Genomic DNA, 314 nt, shown 5'->3' on the forward strand with positions numbered 1-314 from the left:
CTTGATCTGGTCCACTGCCGAGGCGATCGCATGGTTGGCCGAGGCACATGCGGAGTTCACCCCGAAGACCGGCCCGCGCAAGCCGAGGCTCAAGCTCACCTGGCCGGCGGCGGCGCTTGGCATCGTTTTGGGTACAGCGAGGATGCCAACTCGCCTCGCGCCGTCCAAAAGGAGGGCCCGGTAAGTTTCCTCCATCACATCCCAGCCCAAGCCGCCGACGCCCACTGTAGCGCCGAAGCGATGGGCATTCCCTTCGTCGCAGGAAAGTCCGGCCTGCCGCATGGCTTCGCGCGCTGCAAGCACGGCGAGCAAGC

1 protein-coding gene is annotated in these 314 nt (G+C 66.2%); it reads right to left on the bottom strand.

Annotation, left to right across the window (positions count from 1 at the left end; all coding sequences use genetic code 11):
- Positions 1 to 314: beta-ketoacyl synthase N-terminal-like domain-containing protein (locus tag EOB80_RS34375; RefSeq protein ID WP_281058169.1), on the bottom strand; the 314-nt coding region annotated here is incomplete at both ends.

It is taken from the genome of Mesorhizobium sp. M7A.F.Ca.MR.245.00.0.0 (genome assembly GCF_003997415.1).
In the GTDB taxonomy this organism is placed as follows: domain Bacteria; phylum Pseudomonadota; class Alphaproteobacteria; order Rhizobiales; family Rhizobiaceae; genus Mesorhizobium.